The organism is Labilibaculum euxinicum, assembly GCF_963678175.1.
GTDB lineage: Bacteria > Bacteroidota > Bacteroidia > Bacteroidales > Marinifilaceae > Labilibaculum > Labilibaculum euxinus.
Genome location: NZ_OY782756.1, coordinates 1,743,490 through 1,760,665, shown reverse-complemented (window position 1 = coordinate 1,760,665; position 17,176 = coordinate 1,743,490). Strand labels below are relative to the sequence as shown.

The following is a 17,176-nucleotide window of genomic DNA, read 5'->3' as shown; positions in this document are numbered from 1 at the left end:
ACAATAAATACCTGGAGTTTGTATATTGATTTTATCCTTAAATTCATGTTCTGAAGAATCAGTAATAGCTGGTTCTATCTCCTTTCAATCAATCAACTTTTTCCATTTTTTTTCACCATCACCAACAATAGCCGATATTTTTATTTCTTCACATTAGTTAATGAATGAGCCAAGTGCTTCAGTCTTTTTAAAAAGTCTTTTTTCTTACTTTCTGAAACCTCAACTTCCTTTCCGGAAGATAAAATAATACGTCCGCCTCTTCCTTTGATGTACTGGCTGATGTAGTTTAGGTTTACCAGATGCTTACTGTGAACTCTGCAGAATATTTCTTCCGGCAATATATCCTCAAAATTGGATAATACCTTAGAAACCATCAATACGGTATTATCACTCAAATAGAAATTGGTATAACTGCCATCTGCTTCACATCGAAGAATCTGATTCAATTCTATAATTCGCAGTCCATTTGATGTGGGGAGAATTATTTTCTGATGATGATTACTTAAACTATCACACAAAATCTTTATTTTCTCATTTAGATCAACATCCTGATGATTTTGTTTAAAACGTTTAACAGCACTCTGTAATTCAATATAATTAATAGGCTTTAACAAATAATGCAATGCAGCAAACTGAAAAGCTTTAATTGCATAATCATTAAAAGCAGTTGTGAAAACCACCTCAAAATTACGATTTCCGACTCTTTCCAGAACTTCAAATCCATCTCCATCCGGCATTGAAATATCCAAAAAAACCAAATCCGGCTTTAAAGTATTGATTGCTTCTATCCCAGTTTCAACATTATGCGCAAAGCCAATAACATCTACTCCAGGACAATACATCTCCAACAATTTATGTAGAGTTGATTGGCTTTTTAATTCATCATCAACAATTAGCGTCTTTATCATCAGCCTTTATTAGGTTAATATGAACCTAAATATATAAAAAAAGCTCTCTATATAGAGAGCTTTTTTTATATTTATGTCTAATTATTTAGTAATTCCTACCAGATCAAGAACAAAGGCGTATTCTAATGCAACTTCGTGATAGCGTTCAAAGCGCCCGGAAGCACCACCGTGACCAAAATCCATATTAATTTTTATCAGCAAAGGATTATGATCTGTTTTCATATCGCGCAATTTAGCTACCCACTTTGCAGGTTCCCAATATTGAACCTGAGAGTCGTGCAAACCTGTTGTAACCAACATAGCAGGATAATCTTTCGCTTCCACATTATCGTAAGGTGAATAGGAAAGCATGTAATCGTAATACTCCTTATTCTTTGGATTCCCCCATTCATCAAATTCCCCTGTGGTTAATGGAATCGATTCATCCAGCATTGTTGTTACAACATCAACAAATGGAACTGCAGCTATAACTCCTTTATAAAGGTCTGGCCGCATATTACAAATTGCTCCCATCAGCAATCCCCCTGCACTTCCACCCCACGCAAAAACTTTATCTTTTGCAGCATATCCTTCGGCTACCATGTACTCAGCACAGGTATTAAAATCAGTAAAAGTATTTTTCTTCTTTAAAAGTTTTCCATCTTCATACCAATAGCGTCCCATTTCCTGACCTCCGCGTACATGTGCCGTAGCTACAACAAATCCTCTATCCAATAAGCTCAACCGAACAGAACTAAAATATACATCGGAACTACTGCCGTAAGAACCATAAGCAGATAACCACAGCGGATTGGTTCCTTTTTTGAATTTATCTTTACGATAAACCAACGAAACAGGCACCTTTGTTCCATCTTCAGCTGTTGCCCAAATTCTTTTGGCCTCGTAATTAGACTTATCGAAATCACCAACAACTTCCTGCTGTTTCATTACCGTTTTCACCTTCGTAGTCATGTTGTAATCTATAGTAGACGATGGTGTTGTTAAAGAAGTATAACCGTAACGAAGAACATCTGTTTCAAATTCAGGATTTGTCGAAATCCAGGCATCGTAGGTTTCTTCACCAAAATCGAGGTAATGTTCCTCATTATCTGCCCAACGTCTGATTCGCAGCTGATTCAAACCATTTTTTCTTTCGCCGACAACAAGGTAATTTTCAAAAATCTCAAAATTACTTAAATACACATCATCACGATTCGGAATCACTTCCATCCAATTCTCTTTCGTTGTTTTAGTCACCGGAGTTTTCATCAAACGAAAGTTTTTTGCCTGATAATTAGTTCTGATGTAAAAATCTCCTTTAAAATGATCAATGCTATATTCTAAATCTTTTTCGCGGGCCTGAAAAATACTGAATTCACTATTAGGCTTGCTTGCATCGATATATCTGTATTCAGCAGAAAGAGTACTGGTTGAACCAATTATAATATATTTTCTGGATTTTGTTTTGTAACAAAATGTATAGAAAGTATTGTCTTTTTCTTCGTAAACCAATTCATCTTTTTCAACTGGTGTACCCAAAACATGCTTAAATACTTTATAAGGCAATAAGGTTTCAGGGTGTTTTACCGTGTAAAAAACTGTTTTATTATCACTTGCCCATGTAATACCTCCTGTTGTATTTACAATTTCATCAGAATAAACTTTGTCATCAACCAGGCTTTTAAACTTTATGGTATATCTTCTACGACTTAAAGTATCTTCAGAATAGGCAAGAATTTTATTGTTTTCACTAACCGAATAATCTCCTATACTAAAGAAACTATAGCCTTGTGCCATTTCAGGAACATTAAGCATGATTTGTTCTTCTGCATCTAAATCCCCTTCTTTTCTGCAATACAAAGGGTATTCTGCATCACCTTCTGTTCTGCTGTAGTAATAAAATCCATTGGATTTAGCAGGAACGGATTCATCTGTTTTCTTAATACGGGCAATCATTTCATCAAACAACTTTGTTTGAAATTCTTCTGTATGCTTCATCATAGCATCAGTATAGCTGTTTTCTGCCTTCAAATAATTAATTACGGCTGTATCTTCCCTCTGATTCATCCAATAATAATTATCAATCCGGGTATCACCATGGATTGTAAGTTCTTTCGCTATTTTTTTTGCAACAGGTGGTTTCGGCGTTGTTGCCTTTGGACCACAAGACATTGCTAAAAGTGCAGTTACAGCAATGCTAAAAAACAATTTAAATTTCATATGTTTATAATTTTAAGTTTTTGTCATATGGTCCCGAAATCTTTCGGGATTACCATGCTGGAAGAATCATTCCTCTGTGAGTCACAATTATCTATTATGGACGTTTCATATTAGTAGGTTATTTAAAGGTGTAAACTTCACCTGCAATTATAAAAAAATAATTGCAGGTATTTTGTTAATAAACCAGAACTAATTTAACAAAAATAACTATAGTATACGAATATTTTCGATGCAGTGGATATATGGACGATTAAGACTAAAATTAACTGGACGAAAGAACTTTCAGATAGGAGATTCCAAGTCGTATTTTATAATACTCAACCTCTTCTTTCATAAATAAATAGAGATCCTTAACATTACCAGTCTCATTCAAAGACCGGTAAGCGTCTTCTATTTGTTCCAATTCTGAAGAATTCAGATACTCTGTTAAATCGATATCTGCACCCTTTTCGTAGAGTGACGCCAAATGAGAATAAATGGTTACCGGGTTTATTTTACGGATACTTGCAATTTCTTCTACCGAAAAACCCTGCTTGTAATATTCATAAGTCTGATAAAAAGATTCGCCGCTCTTTTTGGCTTCCTGATTCTTCTTCTGGCTAAACTCTACAATTTCATTAATGAATAAGTCACCATACAACTGATATTTTCGAACTCCAACTCCCGATATCAGTTTCATCTCAAATTCACTTGTAGGTTCTTCCTGAGCCATTTCCTGCAAACTGGCATCAGAGAATACTAAATACGGAGGAATGTTCTCTTCTCTTGAAATTTGCAAACGCAATTTTCGCAATGCTTCGAACAAACCCTCTCTGGCTTCTTGCTTCCCGGTTTTCAGGATAGGTTTTACCTCCGGATCGGACTTCATAGAAGCCAAATGAACCAAATTTACAAGTCGCTCACCGAAAAGAACTTCCCGGCCCTGAGCTGTTAACTTTAAAGCATTCCCTTCATCATAGGCAACCGAGATGAAACCTAAATTTAAAAGTTGAAGCATATATTGCTGCCAATCCTGATGCGCGATATCCTTACCAACCCCATAAGTTTTTATTTTATGATATCCCTTACTCAAAATTTCCTGACGTGATGAACCCCGAATCACATCAATTAAAATTCCTGCGGGGACTTTTTCTTTTAACCGAACAATGGCTGAAAATGCCTTTTGTGCTATTATTGTTCCATCGAATACGCGGGGAGGATTTTTACATACGTCACAATTGTTGCAGTTCTCCTCTAAATGTTCACCAAAATAATTCAGTAAAATTTTTCTCCGGCATATTTGAGCATCACAAAATTGCTGGATTCGCTCCAATTTGGCATGTGAAACTTCTTTCTGTGCCGATTCCTCGATAAATTTCCGATGAACGATTACATCCGAAAAGCTATAAAATAAAAGCGTATCAGCCTTTAATCCATCCCGGCCTGCACGACCAATCTCCTGATAGTAAGATTCTATATTCCGCGGTAGATTGTAATGAATCACCCAACGTACATTTGACTTGTCAATTCCCATTCCGAAGGCAATGGTAGCACAGATTATAGGAACTTCATCATTAATAAAATCCTCTTGCCGGCGTGCTCTTTCCTCAGCTGATAAACCAGCATGATAGTAGGAAGCATTTACCCCGGCATTTTTCAATTTTTCGGACAGGCCTTCCGTCGCTTTTCTGCTTAAACAATAAATAATTCCTGCCTGATGTGGCCGTTGACGTAAAAATCCAAGGATGGTTTTAAATTTATCCTTACCCGGTGCCACATTCAAGCTTAAATTGGGACGATCGAATGAAGAATTATATTTTTTTGGATTTACCAGACCCAATTGATTTACAATGTCTTTTTGCGTTAGATTATCAGCAGTAGCGGTTAAAGCAATTACCGGAACATGAGGAAATTGTTTTTTCAAATAGGCCATTTTAGCGTACTCCGGCCTAAAATCGTGCCCCCAAACAGAAATACAATGAGCTTCATCAATGGCAAATAAATTTACCTTAAGCTGTAAAAGCAAGTAATAAAATTCGTGACTAAGCAATTTCTCAGGAGAAACATACAGCAGTTTTATACTTCCTTCCGTGATTCTTTCCATGACATCTGCCTGTTGCTTCGCGGACTGTGAGCTGTTCAAAAAAGCTGCATCCACTCCGTTGGCATGCAAACCTTCCACCTGATCCTTCATTAGAGCAATCAAAGGAGAAACTACCACAGTAACTCCTTCCATAATTAAAGCAGGGATCTGATAACAGATGGATTTACCACCACCTGTTGGCATAATTACCAAGGCATCTTCACCCTGAAGTACTGATTTAATCACTTCCTCCTGTAAGGGCCGGAAATGGTCGTATCCAAAATATTTTTTTAATGCGCGTTTGGCTGTTGTCATGGATCAATTTTGAAAGGGACAACAAAGCTACTACAATTGTGCATAGCTAAAAAATGATTTTATCAACACAACAGATCTCAATTCATTAATAATACAAGTAAAACAAGATTTCCGGGTGGCTTTTTTTAAACATATCAATGATATCTTAAACCTGACAAAGATCATACACAAAAAAAACATCATCATTAGCCAAAAAATTACTTTTGCAGCGAAATACAAACAACAAACACACAAACAAAAACTATGAACGCAATTAAGTCGATTAGGGAAACTGATTTCCTTAAGAAACGAAGGTATGAGGCAGCAATGTTTCTGCTTACTTTTTTCGGAATTTTTGGTTATGTTGGCCACCAAATGGGTGTTGCCAATATGCTAAACACCATTATGAATACGGCATGGGATCTATTAATGAATACCGTATTCTACATTATGGGAATCACAGTACTTTCGGGAGCTTTAGGCAAGCTGCTGATTGAATTTGGTGTGGTTCGTTTACTCGAGAAAATTCTTGCCCCTTTAATGAAGCCGCTGTTTAATCTTCCTGGTGTTGCTGCTTTGGCCGGAGTTCTAACTTTTCTATCCGACAACCCTGCTATTATCAGTTTGGCAAAGGATAAAAATTTCAGCAAGTATTTTAAAAATTATCAACTGGTTTCTTTAACCAATTTTGGTACTGCTTTTGGAATGGGTTTGATCGTAATCACTTTTATGTCGACTCTTAAAATACCAGGAAGCGAAGAAAACCTATTTGTACCAGCATTGATAGGACTGGCAGGAGCTTTGGCTGGCGCAGTTGTTTCGACCAGATTGATGCAGCGCTTAATAAAAGGTCACATTCCTGTAAGAAAAGATACAGATTTTGAAGGGGCCGCTGAAAAAATCAGTTTTAAATCGGAAGGTGGGGTATTTCTGCGGTTTCTGAACTCTATTTTGGATGGAGGAAAATCGGGTGTTGATTTAGGATTGGCTATTATTCCTGGCGTACTTATTATTTCGACCATGGTAATGATGCTGACCTTCGGCCCTAAAGATGCGGCTTTAGGTTATCAGGGAATTGCTTACGAAGGAGTTCCATTACTACCTGAATTAGCAGGACACATCTGGTGGTTGTTTGAAGGTTTGTTTGGGTTCAAGCATCCTGAATTAATTGCATTCCCTGTAACATCATTGGGTGCTGTTGGTGCGGCAATGTCATTGGTAAAAGCATTTATTGCCAAGGGAATTATTGACGGAAATGTTATTGCTGTATTTACTGCAATGGGAATGTGCTGGAGTGGTTATTTAAGCACTCACACGGCCATGCTTGACACACTTAACTATCGGGAATTAACATCGAAAGCCCTACTGTCACACACAATTGGAGGAATAATCGCGGGTACGTTTGCCCATTACCTCTATGTACTTGTAAGTTTATTTCAATAAATATATTTCACACCTATATTTATTAATGCCATCTCCTGTAGATGGCATTTTTTTTATAATTGGGATTGATCTGCGAATCTGTTTACCCTCAAATTGTTTTCGATTTGGCCTTTAACAATGGTGAAAGCCTTATTTGACTTCGTATTTTGTATCTTTTAACCTTGTTGGAATCACCGCAAAACTGAAAAAACATGATCATACATGTATTAAAAGCCTTGCCAGCGACAGAATGAGCACTCCCTGCAAAGCCGAGAGCCTCGCCAAAAATAGTCGGATGCTGCCCTTCACACTTGCAGATGGCCCCATCACCGCTTATTTTGAGTATTTCATTAGTGCAGGACACAAAATTACATTTACGGTGCAGGTAAACACGCTTGCGAGAGCACAATTCCAATACCGAAACAGGGTTCCCAGCTTTGCAGGGAACCTTCAGACTATTTAATTGGAGGCTCCAAGCTATGCATGGAACCTACCAACTGTTTAATTTGGGGCTCCAAGCTAGTGCAGGACACCAAACTACGAACAAATTTTAGGTCTTAAATACTTGCGGAAAGCTTACTCCATGGTAACTACAGTGATTCCAGCACCACCCATCTGAATTTTTTCATCACGAAAGTGCTGCACCAAATCTACAGTTTGTAGGTACTCGCGAATCATTTGGCGAAGAATTCCTCCTCCTGTTCCATGCAGAATACGAAATTCGTGCACATCCAGCATGATGATATCATCAATGTGATCAATCACCACCTGCAATGCCTCTTCGCCACGCATTCCCCTTACATCCAAATCGGCTTTAAAGCTTAACTTGCGTTTCGATATTTTTTCCTGAATTAAAGAAGAGGTTCTGTTATAAGTCTTTTCCTCCTTTTTAACCTGAGACCGACTCACTTTCGTCAATCGATTCACTTTAACCGAAGTTAGAATACTGCCAAAGGCCACCACCGCAGTTTTTTTGTTGATCTCGATTACTTCGCCTACGGCGGATTGATTGTCAAGCTTCACCAAATCGGCTTTTTCGATCACATCAGGATTGAACTGAGCTTTACTTTTTGCTGTAACCGGAGCTTTGGATTCATCTCCTGCTTTCTCTTTTTTTGTTTTATTTGAGCGCTCTTTCAGCTTCTGAATCTTCTTATTGATTCTCTCCTCTTCTTCCAATTCGCCCTCAGTCAATTGAATTTTAACCTGCTCAAATTCTTTTCTGATTTCGCGGGTACGCTCCTTTTCAGCCTTATTCTCCTTAATTTCCCGAATGGTTTTTTCGATGGATTTGTTTGCGCTGTTCAATAACTGAGCGGCTTCTTCTTTTGCCTTCTCTATAATCTCTTTTCGAAGCTTGCTGGCTTCTTTCAACTCTTTGTCGTATTGTTCTACCAATGCATTCAGTCTCTTATCACTTTTACGGATGTTATCGCGTTTGCTTTCCCAGTATCGTTTATCGCGGACAATATCACGCAAGTGCTTGTCGAAATTGATATGATCTTCACCAATTTTTTCCGTAGCATCTTTCAAAATCTCCTCGGGCAAACCAATTTTACGCGCAATTTCGAATGCAAAAGATGATCCCGGTTTCCCCACCGCCAACTGGAACAAAGGCCGCATTTGGTGCGAATCGTATAACATGGCTCCGTTTTCAATCCCATCGGCCTCTGATGCAAAATGCTTTAAGCCCGAATAGTGAGTTGTGATTACACCTCGTACCTTCTTGCGGTTTAGCTTATCTAAAATTGATTCGGCAATGGCTCCCCCCAATGCGGGCTCGGTTCCTGAACCAAATTCATCAATCAAAATCATTGTATCGGTATTCGAGTGACGAAGAAAATGCTTCATGTTCATCAAATGAGAACTATAGGTACTCAAATCATTTTCGATGGACTGCTCGTCACCCATATCCATGAAAATGTTGTCGAAAATTCCAATTTTAGATTCCTCGCCCATAGAAACCAACAAACCGCACTGAAACATATACTGCATCAGCCCCAAGGATTGAAGACAAACCGATTTACCTCCGGCATTTGGTCCGGAAATCAGCACCATTCTCTGCTCATCGCTAATCTCGATGCTAAGAGGAACTACTTTTCGTCCTTCTTTTTGCAGAGTAAGGTAAAGCAAGGGATGAACGGCTTTCTCCCAAAGGGCAGTCGGCGTCTTCACCATTTTAGGCAGTACCGCTTTTACCTGTATGGCAAACATGGCCTTGGCACGAATAAAATCCATTTTTGCCAAAAACTCGAATGCCTTAAATAAATCACCTATATAAGGTCGAAGCTGCGCTGTAAATTCCTGGAGTATTTTAATAATTTCACGGCGTTCGGCATATTCCAACTCGCGAATTTCATTGTTTGTTTCAACAATTTCCGATGGCTCGATATAACTGGTTTTACCTGTTGCTGACTCATCGTGAACAATTCCTTTAATTTTTCGTTTGTGAGCCGAAGGAATAGGAATAACTGCCCTTCCATCGCGAATAGAAAGGGCTACATCCTGATCGACCCAACCCTCTTTTTGTGCTGCACGCAGCAAAGTTTGCATCCGCTTCGAAATGGTCGATTGTTTTTGAATCAGACTACTGCGAATCTGCTGCAGTGCCGGCGATGCATTGTCTTTTATTCTGCCGTTTTTAGTGATAATCGCATTGATCCGATCAAAAATGAAGGGATACATTTTCACATTCCCTGTCAACTTTTTCAGATATGGATATTCTTTTTCTTCTGTATTCTGAAAAAAGCGAAGTATGGCAGAAATAGATTCCAGAGATCTTTTTAGATTGTAGAGTTCTTCCAATTCCAGATAAGTTCCTTCAATTCTTGCTTTTTCGAGACTTTGACGAACATCAATAAAATATCCTAAAGGAAAGCTATCCTCATCTAAACAAATGGTTTTAAACTCGTTGGTTTCATTCACCAAACGATTTACCATGTTAAAAGAAGAGGAAAACTGAATGGCATCCACCAAATCGCGTCCCAATGAACTTAAACATTGTTTTTTAACCAGTTCTCTTACTCTGTCGAACCGTATTTTTGCTTCAAAATTTTCCGGATATATCACGCGCTGCTCTACAATCTTAATTATTTCTTCTGCAAAATTAATAAAAGACTTGGATGCACAAAAAGAAAGGAACAACACACTTGTGCTATTCCTTGATATTATTGAGGAACTTCTGTTTTACAATTTTTCCCGACATATTCTTCAGACTGACTTACTCCCAAGCTTACGGCTTGTTTCCAATCTTTACATGCTGCTTCTATCTCTCCCATCTTAAAGAAACAAATGCCTCGGTTTGCAAAAGCGACACCATAATCGGGCTTTAAACTAAGTGCGTAGGTATAATCTAAAACTGCAGTACTAATCATATTTTTTTCCAGGCAAATATTAGCCCGGTTAAAATAATACTTATGCACCAGATAGAAATCCTCACCATTCATTTTACTGTAAGCAATTGCCATACTATACTCTGCCATTGCTCTTTTTACTTCTCCTTTAGCCTTGTACATTTCGCCCAAATAGTAACAGATCTCATCGTCTTGCTGAAATATTTTTTTAGATTTCTGCAAAATGGATATAGCTGTGTCGATTTTAGTAGAATCGTTCATAGCGACAGTATATAATTGCAAATATGGATTGCGAAAAGTTGAGTCTGTTGAAATTGCTTTAGTAAACTGTTCAAATGCTTCGCTCACCTTACTATTCCTGTTATTCTCAATTGCAAGATTGTATAATTCGATCGCTTTGTTTCTATCAGCAAGAGAAACGTCGTAAACTTGTGCTTGCACAGTAAATTGAAGAGCAACTAATAATAAGAGAAAAGGTATTATTAATTTCATAAATTAAAATTTAGGTATTAACCACTTGTAATGTTATAACAAAAGGTTAAGAATCAATTAAAATGCTGAATCGAACAACCGTCCAATTCAGCATTAAAAATAAGAATTATTCTATTTCTTAAAATCGATAGGCGAGAGTTAATAGAACAGAACTATTCTTCAATCCATATCTAGAACCTGAAATATCCGATTTCTCCGTCTCAAAATCTCCATAGTAAGCACTTTTCTTAATTTCACCGTCTATAATACTTACATTTGGAAGTGCTTCCACTCCAACAACAAGCTTATTTTTAAACACATAATTAAACCCGAAAACCAAATTAAACCCATAGCTCGACTCTTTACTTACCGTTTTTCTCCAATCATGTGAGTCTTCCATCGTTTTATCCTCATGCGTTAGCTTATAGTTGCTAAAAGACAAATCGAAACCGCATCTAAACTCGAAGTTATCATCAATCGATGTTCTATACTCTCTACCTACCATTAAGTTTAAGCCAAAGTCTTTATCTGAATACTCATCTCGAACCTGCCGATATTGCTCCGGATATTTCATGGTAGTCTTTCCTCCGGTTAAAAGAAGAGTATTAAATCTCCACATCGCTTTTTGTGTACCTACTTTGTAGGTAATTCCAAATTCATCCAGATTACTAAAGGAAAGTCCGACTTCTTTTTGTTTCGTTTTTTCCTGTGCCATTACCAACAAGGAAAATGCAACTGCCAAAGTTGTGAAAAGTACTTTTTTCATTTTAATTAATATTTAATTAATAAATAATTTAAATCAAAAACTCAATGAATTTAATATAACTATTATTTAAAAACAAACTATATAAAGTATTAAGAATATATTTTATCATGAATAAAGCATCGCATTATTCCTTACCACACTGCTCGTGTAACTTCCCAATAGAGAATATTCTTAATTTCAATTTTAGACTATTAAAAATAAACCTTTATCTTAGAAAGATTTTAAAATAAATCTATTAACCCAAAAACTACTAATCCCCTATTTTATGCACAAATTAAACGACTTTTTAGCCGGAATTGAAATCTATTTAGGAGGAAGCAATTGGTTTACTCTTTTGCTCCTATTCACTGGTATATTTTTCACCATTTACCTTAAGTTTCCACAAATCCGATTTTTTAAACACGCTCTTAAAGTAGTTCGGGGAAAATACGACAAACCCGGCGAAAAAGGAGATGCTTCTCATTTTCAAGCCTTAGCCACTGCACTTTCGGGCACTGTTGGTACCGGTAATATTGCAGGAGTTGCATTTGCTATTTATTTAGGAGGTCCAGCTGCATTATTCTGGATGTTGGTAACCGCATTTTTGGGTATGACCACCAAATTTGTTGAAGTTACCTTATCGCATAAATATCGTGAAACCGATGAAAAAGGTTTTATATCCGGCGGACCGATGTACTACATGAAAAACAAACTAAAAATGCCTTGGCTTGCCGGATTTTTTGCTGCCATGACAATTGTTTCCTCTTTTGGTACAGGTAGCTTGCCTCAAATTAATTCCATATCCAGTTCACTTTATTCTACTTTTGGCTTCGATCAAATGATTACCGGCGGTGTTCTGGCTGTATTGCTCGCATTTGTAATTTTGGGAGGAATAAAAAGAATTGTAAAGGTTACTGACAAACTGGTTCCTGCAATGGCTATCATCTATTTTGTTGGTGCAATATCTGTAATTCTTTATAACTACGAAAATATCATCCCTTCGCTGGTTTCGGTATTCGCAAATGTATTTACAGGAACAGCTGCCACAGGTGGTTTCCTGGGAGCTGGTTTTGCTTATGCATTTAACCGTGGTGTAAACCGTGGTTTATTTAGTAACGAGGCCGGACAGGGATCCGCGCCAATTGCTCACGCTGCTGCCCGAACCGAAGAACCCGTATCCGAAGGAATGGTTGCTATTCTGGAACCATTTATTGATACCATTGTCATTTGCTCTTTAACCGGATTGGTGATATTATCGTCTGGTGTTTGGAAAGAAAAACTTTCCAATCGATTTCAAAATACTGATATGGTGATTATGGCTGATCAGTATAACGATTCGAATACGAAAGATCAGGATAAACTTTTTAATTTTTTAAATGGGAAAACAGATTTGCCCGTTTTCTCTGGTGAATTGCAAGTGAAAAATGGAATTATTCAAAATCCAGTTTCTATAATCAACTCCCGCTCACTTGCCGAAGAAGTGAAAGTTTACAAAAACGATGAAGAATTGTACAGCGGAACACTTCCCATTGAAAACGGAAAGTACGTAAATGAAAATGGGGAATATTTTCAAGGCAATTCGTTAATGCATTCGGCTCCCTTAACCGCAGAAGCCTTCACCCGAAGTTATTTTGGAGAATGGGGCAAATGGATTGTCTCCCTTGGATTGCTTCTGTTTGCCTTTTCAACAGCTATTGCCTGGGCCTACTACGGCGGTAGGTCGGTAACCTACCTGTTTGGTGCAAAAGGTGTTCTTCCCTACCGAATCATCTATTGCATTGGCTTCTTTATCGCTTCGTTTGCCGATACAACAGTTATCTGGACTCTTTCGGGAATTACCATTGCACTTATGGCACTTCCCAACCTTATTGGTATTCTACTATTGCGAAAAGATATGAAAGGAACCATGAACAATTACCTTGATAAATTTTCAAAAGAACATCCCGGAGAAATTTAGATAAGCAGTTAAAAAAAAGAGACTCAACTGAGTCTCTTTTTTTGCTGTAATGAATTTCTTTCATTCAATCTCAATATCGTACTGACTTAATAAACCAACCGCTCCCTGTAAAGAAAACCTTGCCTTTCTAATTTTATTGATTTCAGGATTAATCAAATAATTAAAGGAGCTTCGTAAATCTGCTTTTTCAATATTTGTATATTCGAAAACGGCTCTACTCAAATCGCAATTGTCCAGGATTGATCCGGAAAGATCAGTTTCAGAGAAATCGACCTCTTGTAAATTGCAATTAATAAACTTTGTTGCTTTTAGTTTTAACTTGTAAAACGATGCCAGTTTTAACTGGCAATCATTAAACTGAACCGAGAGTAATAATTGATTGCAATCCTGAAAGCCAAGCCCAAGCATTTTACAGGTCTTAAAAACTACATCGCGCAGAGCCGTGTAATTTAGTTTCGCCAGACTTAAATCGCATTGATCAAACTCACATTCAAGAAATATATTCTCAGACAAATCGCTGTTGGCAAATGAGCAGTTCACAAAACGACAATTCTCATACTCTCCTTTTGGCAAAGCTTCCAAGGAATAATTCTTCTTTTCAAAAACCTGATCCTCTATATACACCTTTGGCATAATTACAATTCTTTCTTCTATAAATAAATTTCACCAACACTATACGTTATTGCATTTCCTCGAAGCATCACACGATGATTCATATTTGTACAATTCAAAACACCATGTCGATCAGATATCTGATAAGCTAACAAATCATTTTTATTCAGGCGGTTGCTCCAAAATGGAACCAGACTGCAATGCGCTGATCCTGTTACAGGATCTTCAAAAATGCTTGCTCCCGGAGTAAAAAATCGGGACACAAAATCGGCTTCATTACCTAATGCAGTGCAAATTATTCCTCCATGTCCCAAATCAATTTGTTCCAATTTATTTTTATCAGGATTTAATGCCTTTACTTCCTCTTCCGATTCATAAACCAATACATAATCTCTGGCCAAATAAACCTCTTTGGGCTGAATATTTAAACTTGCACTTATAATTTCGGGCAATTCAGCAATTCTAGGCATACGGGAAGGAAAATCCAACACATATTTATCAGCCTCAAAACTCACTTGCAGTTCTCCGCTTGCCGATTGAAACCGAATTACATCACCTTTATAATTAAGATGCTTTTTAATCACATGCGCCGTTGCTAATGTTGCGTGCCCGCATAAATCCATTTCCACTTCAGGAGTAAACCAACGAATGTGAAATTCATCTTTTGTCTCAATAAAAAAAGCTGTTTCAGCCAAATTATTCTCTTTGGTTATGGAAAACATGATTTCATCAGGCAACCAATCTTTTAATGGGATAACACAAGCAGGATTTCCGCCAAACAATTTATTTGTAAAGGCATCTACATGATATTTCTGAAGTTTCATAGTGTAGTAATTTGTTCTAACGGTTTAAAATTTTTGCAATCTCTGGTTTTGAGTACAGTTCCGACTTAATCACTTTCCCATCTTCCCGATAGATCGGATTCCCATTTTCATCCAACTTACTCATGTTACTTCGATGAACTTCGCTAAAAATCTCAGCATATTTGTCCTGAAGACCAAATTCGAGCACAGTGCCCATTATCAAGTAGTGAATATCTGCCAAAGCATCTGCCACCTCAACCAAATTCCCCGATTCCCAGGCAACTTTCAGTTCATCAACTTCTTCCTGAATGATATTTTGTCTTAATTCACATCTTTCCTTGGCGGGAATTACCGGTGTATTTTCAACATTTACACCAAATGCTTCGTGAAATTCATTCACCTTTTCTAATGCTGTCATACTTTTTTCATTCAATTTTCCTTAAAACGACTTTAAAGTTTAAATATCACCAATTCTTTTATAATTTTCGGGCAGATTGCATAAAAAAAGGCTGCACATGGCAGCCTTTTCAAATATATTTCATTGTAATTATAATGTGATAGCAAATGTCAGAAATAGTTTTTCAGTAACAGGATTCAAAGTAAGACCACCCCTTACAGGTAAAGAAAACTGGTCGCTCAGTTTAATTTTATCGTACATGGTCATGTTCACATTAACTACATTCATTTTGTCATCATACATCCCTTTAAAAGGTGTAAGACCCAAAGCCCATGAGAATTTCTTTCCTCCAATAAAATTTGAATATCCAAATTCAAAATAGGTTGAATAACGTTGGTCATTGTTTTTATCACGATCCATTTCTCCATAAAATAATACGGAAGTCATAATTGAAATTGGAAATTTAGCACAGCCTTTATACTTTGCCGAAACATCAAATAAGTGAACACTTTCGTTACTGTCAAAATCGAAAAACTTTGAATTTGAAAAGTCAGGCGCAGGACAATAAAAATCGAATAAACTAAATTGAAACAATGGTGTGTTGTACTGTAAATACAAATCAATTTCCTGATAACTCTCATCGAAAGAATATGCCCCCCAGGCGCCTGCAGTGAACTTGCCGGTTTGGAATTCTAAAGTAGGTTCGATAGTTGGTGCCGTGCCACTGTTAAACCCCCGCCACAAATGACGGCTAACCAAATCAATGCTACTATTCACTCTGGTTTTAGATGGTAAATTGTCTGCTTTTACTCCCCCGCAGATAAGTACTAATCCTATCAATACGATAGATTTAAAAAACTTCATCAGTAAAAAAAATTAAGGTGTTGTTGTTAGTATAAAAAGAGATTGCATTTTAAAATAAAATTCCATTTTACTTTAGTCAGCATTCCCTCCTGCTTGTTTAAAATAGGTGCAAAAATAGAAGAAATAGAAAACGGAAATCATGATAAATATCTCCTATGTCAACTGTTATTAAACACTGCAAATTGTCCACTATTATCTCCGATAAACTGCGCGGATTTACACATAAAAAAAGGGAAAAGCTATCGCTCTTCCCCTTGTATATACTAACAATGTATTCTCTAATTATTTTCAGGCAATACGAACCAAAGAATAATGTAAACCAACAAACCTGGAAATCCTGCACTAAATATTGATAGCAATACATAAGCAACCCGAACAAGACTAATTTCCCATCCTAAATATTCTGCAATACCTGCGCAAACACCTGCAATCATCTTATCCGATGATCGTTTTAATTTCTTACTCATGATCTGTGTTTTACAAATTAATTAATCATCAAACTCTTCATCGTAAAGATCTTCCTGATTCTCTAACTCATCGTTATAGAAGGTTTCAGCCTCATCCATCAAATCTTCAATCAGATTTTGATCTTCCGGAGTTTTCTCCAGCCAATAAACAGTTTGGTTAGAGTTGAAATCCTCAACATCACATTCGATAATACACTTTGGTGAACGTGTGTGAACGATAAAAAGAGTGTCTGGTAACTCTTGTGAATTGTCTGCTAATAAAAACTTTGGGAGCATAATTTTTGATTTAATTTTGTGATGTAAATATAGGAAGAGATTGAACTCCAAGCAACAAAATAGACTTAACTATTTATAAAATCTGATTTTTTATTTCTCAAGTAAACTTAATATGAATAAGCCTCCTCATATTTAGCTTCTTCAAACCCAATCTCAGCCACCAAAAAATCAACATTCATATCGACTTTAACCAAATAATTATACTCTTCTGTTATAAAATTAAAAGCATAAAAACTTTTTCCGGCTCCTAAATTGTGAAATTTAATCTCATCATCGTAACCAAAAGGATATTTTTCATGAATCAGATGTACAACTTCCCGCTTCATCTTATGAAAGCTTATAATTC

Annotated in this window: 15 protein-coding genes; 2 read left to right on the top strand and 13 right to left on the bottom strand. The window is 36.9% G+C overall.

Going from position 1 to position 17,176, the window contains the following annotated elements; translation table 11 throughout:
- Nucleotides 1-140 precede the first annotated feature (140 nt).
- From ACY0M5_RS07425 to recQ, 3 genes are all read right to left on the bottom strand, one after another.
- The gene (locus tag ACY0M5_RS07425) at nucleotides 141-908 is read right to left on the bottom strand and encodes a LytR/AlgR family response regulator transcription factor (protein WP_461631314.1); all 768 of its coding nucleotides are present in this window, start codon (nucleotides 906-908) and stop codon (nucleotides 141-143) included.
- Between the two features lie 81 nt (nucleotides 909-989).
- The gene (locus ACY0M5_RS07420) at nucleotides 990-3,107 is read right to left on the bottom strand and encodes a S9 family peptidase (protein WP_461631313.1); all 2,118 of its coding nucleotides are present in this window, start codon (nucleotides 3,105-3,107) and stop codon (nucleotides 990-992) included.
- Nucleotides 3,108-3,369: 262 nt separating this feature from the next.
- Nucleotides 3,370-5,484 carry a DNA helicase RecQ gene (recQ, locus tag ACY0M5_RS07415; protein ID WP_461631312.1) on the bottom strand — a complete coding sequence of 705 codons (2,115 nt, stop codon included), beginning with the start codon at nucleotides 5,482-5,484 and terminating at the stop codon, nucleotides 3,370-3,372.
- 243 nt (nucleotides 5,485-5,727) lie between these two features.
- On the opposite strand from recQ, the gene ACY0M5_RS07410 reads away from it, so the two are divergent.
- Nucleotides 5,728-6,906, top strand: a complete 1,179-nt coding sequence (locus tag ACY0M5_RS07410) for a CD0519/CD1768 family membrane protein (RefSeq protein ID WP_124992176.1) — start codon at nucleotides 5,728-5,730, stop codon at nucleotides 6,904-6,906.
- 555 nt (nucleotides 6,907-7,461) lie between these two features.
- On the opposite strand, the gene ACY0M5_RS07405 is transcribed toward ACY0M5_RS07410, so the two are convergent.
- The 3 genes from ACY0M5_RS07405 to ACY0M5_RS07395 form a co-directional block, all read right to left on the bottom strand.
- Complete coding sequence (locus ACY0M5_RS07405; RefSeq protein WP_461631311.1) at nucleotides 7,462-9,954, bottom strand: endonuclease MutS2; 2,493 nt, start codon at nucleotides 9,952-9,954, stop codon at nucleotides 7,462-7,464.
- A 98-nt stretch (nucleotides 9,955-10,052) separates the two neighbouring features.
- Nucleotides 10,053-10,730 (bottom strand): tetratricopeptide repeat protein, encoded by a 678-nt coding sequence (locus ACY0M5_RS07400; protein WP_461631310.1) that lies wholly within the window; start codon nucleotides 10,728-10,730, stop codon nucleotides 10,053-10,055.
- 118 nt (nucleotides 10,731-10,848) lie between these two features.
- Nucleotides 10,849-11,475, bottom strand: a complete 627-nt coding sequence (locus tag ACY0M5_RS07395) for a hypothetical protein (RefSeq protein WP_461631309.1) — start codon at nucleotides 11,473-11,475, stop codon at nucleotides 10,849-10,851.
- 265 nt (nucleotides 11,476-11,740) lie between these two features.
- Between ACY0M5_RS07395 and ACY0M5_RS07390 the strand changes: the two genes are divergently transcribed.
- The gene (locus ACY0M5_RS07390; protein WP_461631308.1) at nucleotides 11,741-13,411 is read left to right on the top strand and encodes an alanine/glycine:cation symporter family protein; all 1,671 of its coding nucleotides are present in this window, start codon (nucleotides 11,741-11,743) and stop codon (nucleotides 13,409-13,411) included.
- Nucleotides 13,412-13,471: 60 nt separating this feature from the next.
- On the opposite strand, the gene ACY0M5_RS07385 is transcribed toward ACY0M5_RS07390, so the two are convergent.
- The 7 genes from ACY0M5_RS07385 to ACY0M5_RS07355 form a co-directional block, all read right to left on the bottom strand.
- Complete coding sequence (locus tag ACY0M5_RS07385) at nucleotides 13,472-14,044, bottom strand: pentapeptide repeat-containing protein (protein WP_461631307.1); 573 nt, start codon at nucleotides 14,042-14,044, stop codon at nucleotides 13,472-13,474.
- 17 nt (nucleotides 14,045-14,061) lie between these two features.
- Nucleotides 14,062-14,847, bottom strand: a complete 786-nt coding sequence (locus ACY0M5_RS07380; protein WP_461631306.1) for a PhzF family phenazine biosynthesis protein — start codon at nucleotides 14,845-14,847, stop codon at nucleotides 14,062-14,064.
- 16 nt (nucleotides 14,848-14,863) lie between these two features.
- Nucleotides 14,864-15,244, bottom strand: a complete 381-nt coding sequence (locus ACY0M5_RS07375) for a pyrophosphohydrolase domain-containing protein (RefSeq protein ID WP_124992183.1) — start codon at nucleotides 15,242-15,244, stop codon at nucleotides 14,864-14,866.
- 129 nt (nucleotides 15,245-15,373) lie between these two features.
- Complete coding sequence (locus ACY0M5_RS07370; RefSeq protein WP_461631305.1) at nucleotides 15,374-16,087, bottom strand: hypothetical protein; 714 nt, start codon at nucleotides 16,085-16,087, stop codon at nucleotides 15,374-15,376.
- Between the two features lie 278 nt (nucleotides 16,088-16,365).
- On the bottom strand, nucleotides 16,366-16,554 hold the full coding sequence (locus ACY0M5_RS07365) for a PspC domain-containing protein (RefSeq protein ID WP_101310165.1): 189 nt from the start codon (nucleotides 16,552-16,554) through the stop codon (nucleotides 16,366-16,368).
- A gap of 21 nt (nucleotides 16,555-16,575) precedes the next feature.
- Nucleotides 16,576-16,830, bottom strand: coding sequence for a hypothetical protein (locus ACY0M5_RS07360; protein ID WP_101310164.1), 255 nt, complete (start codon nucleotides 16,828-16,830; stop codon nucleotides 16,576-16,578).
- A 107-nt stretch (nucleotides 16,831-16,937) separates the two neighbouring features.
- Nucleotides 16,938-17,156, bottom strand: a complete 219-nt coding sequence (locus ACY0M5_RS07355) for a hypothetical protein (RefSeq protein WP_461631304.1) — start codon at nucleotides 17,154-17,156, stop codon at nucleotides 16,938-16,940.
- Nucleotides 17,157-17,176: the final 20 nt, after the last annotated feature.